This is a genomic window from Streptomyces sp. NPDC057654, from assembly GCF_042800135.1.
Taxonomy (GTDB): domain Bacteria; phylum Actinomycetota; class Actinomycetes; order Streptomycetales; family Streptomycetaceae; genus Streptomyces.
This window is the reverse complement of the sequence record NZ_JBHVHQ010000742.1, coordinates 1-4,351: the sequence shown is the minus strand read 5'-3', so window position 1 is coordinate 4,351 and position 4,351 is coordinate 1. Positions and strand designations below refer to the sequence as shown.

The window sequence follows — 4,351 nt, the reverse complement described above, 5'->3', positions numbered from 1 at the left end:
GTACGCGGCCCGGTCAGGCACAGCGCCTGGAGGATGGGCACATCGAGGGCGGCGAGCGCGCCCGCGTCCCACGACTCGTCGTCGCCGCCCGCGGACGCCTCGGCGGGCTTGGTGCCGCCGGCCGCGAGGACGGTCGTGATGACGGCGTCGGCCGCGCCGAGCGCGTCGACCAGCTCGGCCTCGGGCGCGCGCAGGGACGCGACGAACAGCGGCATGGGCGTGCCGCCCGCGTCCTCGACGGCCTGGCACAGGGCCTCGACGAAGGCGGTGTTGCCGCTCATGTGGTGGGCGCGGTAGTAGAGCACGGCGATGCGCGGGCCGCTCGCGTCGGGCCGGGGGGTGCGCTCCAGCGGGCCCCAGGTGGGGGCGGGCGCGGGCGCCTCGAAGCCGTGGCCGGTGAGCAGCACGGTGTCGGAGAGGAAGCGCGCGAGCTGCTCCAGGTTGGCGGGCCCGCCGTGCGCGAGGTAGGCGTGCGCCTCGGCGGCGATGCCGACGGGGACGGTGGACGCCTCCATCAGCTGGGCGTCGGGGGCCTGTTCGCCGGTGAGGACCACCACGGGCCGGTCCCCGGCGAGCAGGGTGTCGAGCCCTTCCTGCCAGGCGCGTACGCCGCCGAGCAGCCGTACGACGACGAGCTGGACGCCGTCGAGGAGGCCGGGCAGCTCGCTCAGGTCGAGTCGGGCCGGGTTGGCGAGCCGGTAGGGCACGGGCCCGTCGGCGGCGCGCGCGCTGAGCAGGTCGGTGTCGGACGTCGACAGCAGCAGGATCACTGGAACTCGCCTCGCGTAGTCGTTCCGGGCCGGGTGGCCGAGGGGGCCCGGCGGCTGGGGGTACGGGAGCCCGCGGCGGAGCGGCGGGCGGACAGCGGGTACGTCCGGGGCGCGCGGAGCCGGAACATGCGCATGCGGCGGCAAGCCTTCCTCGGGGTCCGCGCCCCGGGCGGTGGGAGGACGGCGGGAGTTCCTGACTCGCCCGGCATCGCTGCCGTGCTCACAGTGGCGGGACCGTGCCGGAGTCTCACCGGCTTCCTCCCCTGGCGCCGTCGCTGGCGTCCGGCGGACCGAATGATCCGCCGGTGAGCATAGTAAGCGCTATACCTTCCGAGCTGCGGAGCTACCCAGCACCCGCCCAGCGCCGAGGACGCCCTTCAGCCCAAACCAGCCCGTCCGGCGTTTGAGGACAAAGACCGCAACCCCATCCCGCCGCCTGGCCGAGGACGCACAGCAGCCCAATCCGGCCCATCCAGCCCGTCCGGCGCTTGAGGACAGAGCACCGTCGCGGCGGCCGAGGACGCACAGCAGCCCCACCCAGCCCGTCCGGCGTTTGAGGACCGGGGTCCGGGGCAGGGCACCGCGAGAAACACCGGCACCCACCCAAGTGGAACGCCTCGGTATGCTCGCGGCCATGCCCTTCGCCCCCGCACCCACCCCGCCAGGGGCCCGGCCCACCGCCCGGCACGGCGACGACGCATGCCCCGGCGCGCTGCGCCCGCACCCCGCCGCGGACGGCGCCCTGGCCCGTATCCGCATCCCCGCCGGACTCCTGACGACTCGTCAGGCAACGGCGCTGGCCCACCTCGCGACGGAGCTCGGCGACGGCTGTCTCGACCTCACCTCGCGCGGCAACGTCCAGGTGCGCGGCCTCGCCCCCGACCGCGGGGCGGCACTGGCGGTCCGGCTGCGCATGGCCGGCCTGCTCCCCTCCGACCGGCACGAGCGCGTACGCAACATCGCGGCATCCCCCCTCGCCGGACTCGACGGCGCCGGGCACGCGGACGTACAGACCTGGGCCCGCGAGCTGGACGCGCTGCTGTGCGCGGACCCGGACACCGCCCGGCTCTCGGGCCGCTTCCTCTTCGGCCTCGACGACGGCCGCGGCGACGTGGCCGCGCTCCTCCCCGATGTGACATTGATCGCAGGTCAGGACGGTCGTACGACCCTCGGCTACGGCGCGGGCGGCCCGGCCCTCGAACTGGCCGCCGAAGACGCCCCCCGAGCCGCCGTGCTGGCGGCCCATGAATTCCTGAGCGCACGCGACGGCAGCGGCACCGACGCCTGGCGCGTCACCGACCTTCCCCAGGACCACCGCCCGCGCACCAGCGGCTTGGCCGCGCGCCTCGCCGCCGCAGGCATCGGCAGCACCCCGCTCCCCCACACCGCGCCACCGCTCGGCGCACCGCCCGCCCCCGGCCTCGTCCCCGACCCGTACGGCGGCACGTACGCCCTCTCGGTGGCGGCGCCGCTCGGCCGGATGACCGTCGCCCAGTGGGAACTGCTCATCGAGACGGCCGCTCAGGACGGGAACGGCGAGCTGCGCGTGACGCCCTGGCGCGGCATCGTCCTCCCCGGCCTGCGGGCCGCCGCCCCGGCACGGCTGGCGGCGCTGGCGGACGCCGGTTTCGTCACCAGCGAGGCATCGCCCTGGCACGGAGCAGGGGCCTGCGCGGGCCGGCCCGGATGTGCGAAGTCCCTCGCGGACGTACGGGCCGACGCGGCGGCGGCCCTCTCCGGGCGGAGCGGCGGCGGGCTCCCGGTGTACTGGTCGGGGTGCGAGCGGCGCTGCGGCCACCCCGGCGGCGACTGGGTCGACGTCCTGGCGACGGGCGACGGCTACCGGGTCACCGTACGGCCCGTACCGGGCGACGGACCGGCCGAGCTCGTCGTGTCAGGGCCGCGACTGGCCGAGGCGGTGGCGGCGGCGCGCACCGCGTAGCGTGCGTCCGGCCCGACACCGCACACCCAAAACCCACCAAACCCACCTGACTCAGCACACCCAGCACACCCAGTAAGCGATCCCCAGGATCCCAGCATGTGAGGAACAGTGTTCGACTACGAGAAGGACGGGGCGGCCATCTACCGCCAGTCCTTTGCCACCATCCGCGCGGAGGCGGACCTCGGCGCTCTGCCGCCCGACGTCGCCCAGGTAGCGGTGCGGATGATCCACGCCTGCGGGATGACCGATCTCGTCCGTGATCTCGCCTACTCCCCCGGCGTCGTCGCCCGCGCCCGCGAGGCGCTGCGCGCCGGGGCGCCCATCCTGTGCGACGCCAACATGGTCGCCAGCGGCGTCACCCGCAAGCGGCTGCCCGCGGACAACGAGGTGATCTGCACCCTCGCCGACCCGTCCGTGCCGGACCTGGCGAAGGAGCTGGGCACCACGCGCAGCGCCGCCGCCCTGGAGCTGTGGCGCGAGAGGCTCGACGGCGCGGTGGTGGCGGTGGGCAACGCGCCGACCGCGCTGTTCCGGCTGCTGGAAATGGTGGACGAAGGAGGGGCGGGAGCACCGCGCCCGGCCGCCGTCATCGGCATACCGGTCGGCTTCATCGGCGCCGCGGAGTCCAAGGAGGCGCTGGCCGCCCACCCGTCGGGCCTGGAGCACCTGGTGGTGCGGGGGCGGCGCGGCGGCAGCGCCATGGCGGCGGCGGCGATCAACGCGATAGCGAGCGAGGAAGAGTGAGCGAGCAGCAGACCACCGGCCGGCTCTACGGGGTCGGGCTCGGCCCCGGCGACCCGTCGCTGATGACCGTACGGGCCGTGGAGGTCATCGGCGCGGCCGACGTCGTCGCGTACCACAGCGCCCGGCACGGCCGCTCCATCGCGCGCTCGATCGCCGAGCGCCATCTGCGCGCCGACCACATCGAGGAGCCGCTGGTCTACCCGGTCACCACGGAGGGCACCGACCATCCGGGCGGCTACCGGGGCGCGATGGAGGAGTTCTACGAGCGGTCGGCGGCCCGGCTGGCCGCGCACCTGGACGCGGGGCGCACCGTCGCCGTGCTCGCCGAGGGCGACCCGCTGTTCTACGGCTCGTACATGCACATGCACAAGCGGCTCGCCGACCGCTATCCGACCGAGGTCGTCCCCGGCGTCACGTCGGTCAGCGCGGCCGCCGCCCGGCTCGGCGAGCCGCTGGTGGAGGGCGAGGAGGTGCTGACCATCCTGCCGGGCACGCTGCCCGAGGAGGAGCTGGCGGCGCGCCTCGCCTCGACGGACTCCGCGGTGGTGATGAAGCTGGGGCGGACATTCCCCGCGGTGAAGGGCGCGCTGGAGCGCTCGGGCCGGCTCCCCGAGGCGCGGTACGTGGAGCGGGCGACGATGAGCGGGGAGCGTACGGGCCGGCTGGCGGACGTGGATCCGGAGTCGGTGCCGTACTTCGCGGTGGCCGTGCTGCCCAGCAGGATCGATGCGGCGCCCGTCGCGCAGGACGGCGAGGTCGTGGTCGTGGGCCTCGGCCCGGCCGGGCCGCTGTGGCTGACGCCGGAGGCCCGCGGCGAGCTGGCGGCCGCCGACGACCTGGTCGGCTACACCACGTACCTGGACCGGGTGCCCGTACGGCCGGGTCAGCGGCGGCA

Annotated in this window: 4 protein-coding genes and 1 riboswitch; of the genes, 3 read left to right on the top strand and 1 reads right to left on the bottom strand. The window is 75.5% G+C overall.

Annotated features, from left to right (window positions below; genetic code table 11):
* On the bottom strand, positions 1–770 hold a 770-nt coding region (locus tag ACFU99_RS34870; RefSeq protein WP_384399965.1), incomplete at its 3' end, for a cobaltochelatase subunit CobN.
* 187 nt (positions 771–957) lie between these two features.
* Positions 958–1,031: riboswitch (cobalamin riboswitch) on the bottom strand.
* Between the two features lie 373 nt (positions 1,032–1,404).
* Between ACFU99_RS34870 and cobG the strand changes: the two genes are divergently transcribed.
* From cobG to ACFU99_RS34855, 3 genes are all read left to right on the top strand, one after another.
* Entirely contained in the window at positions 1,405–2,712 is a 1,308-nt protein-coding gene (gene cobG, locus ACFU99_RS34865; protein WP_384399961.1) for a precorrin-3B synthase, read from the top strand.
* Positions 2,713–2,820: 108 nt separating this feature from the next.
* Positions 2,821–3,456: a precorrin-8X methylmutase gene (locus ACFU99_RS34860; RefSeq protein WP_384399958.1), complete on the top strand. Its 636-nt coding sequence runs from the start codon at positions 2,821–2,823 to the stop codon at positions 3,454–3,456.
* Positions 3,457–3,518: 62 nt separating this feature from the next.
* Positions 3,519–4,351: precorrin-2 C(20)-methyltransferase (locus ACFU99_RS34855; protein WP_384399968.1), on the top strand; the 833-nt coding region annotated here is incomplete at its 3' end.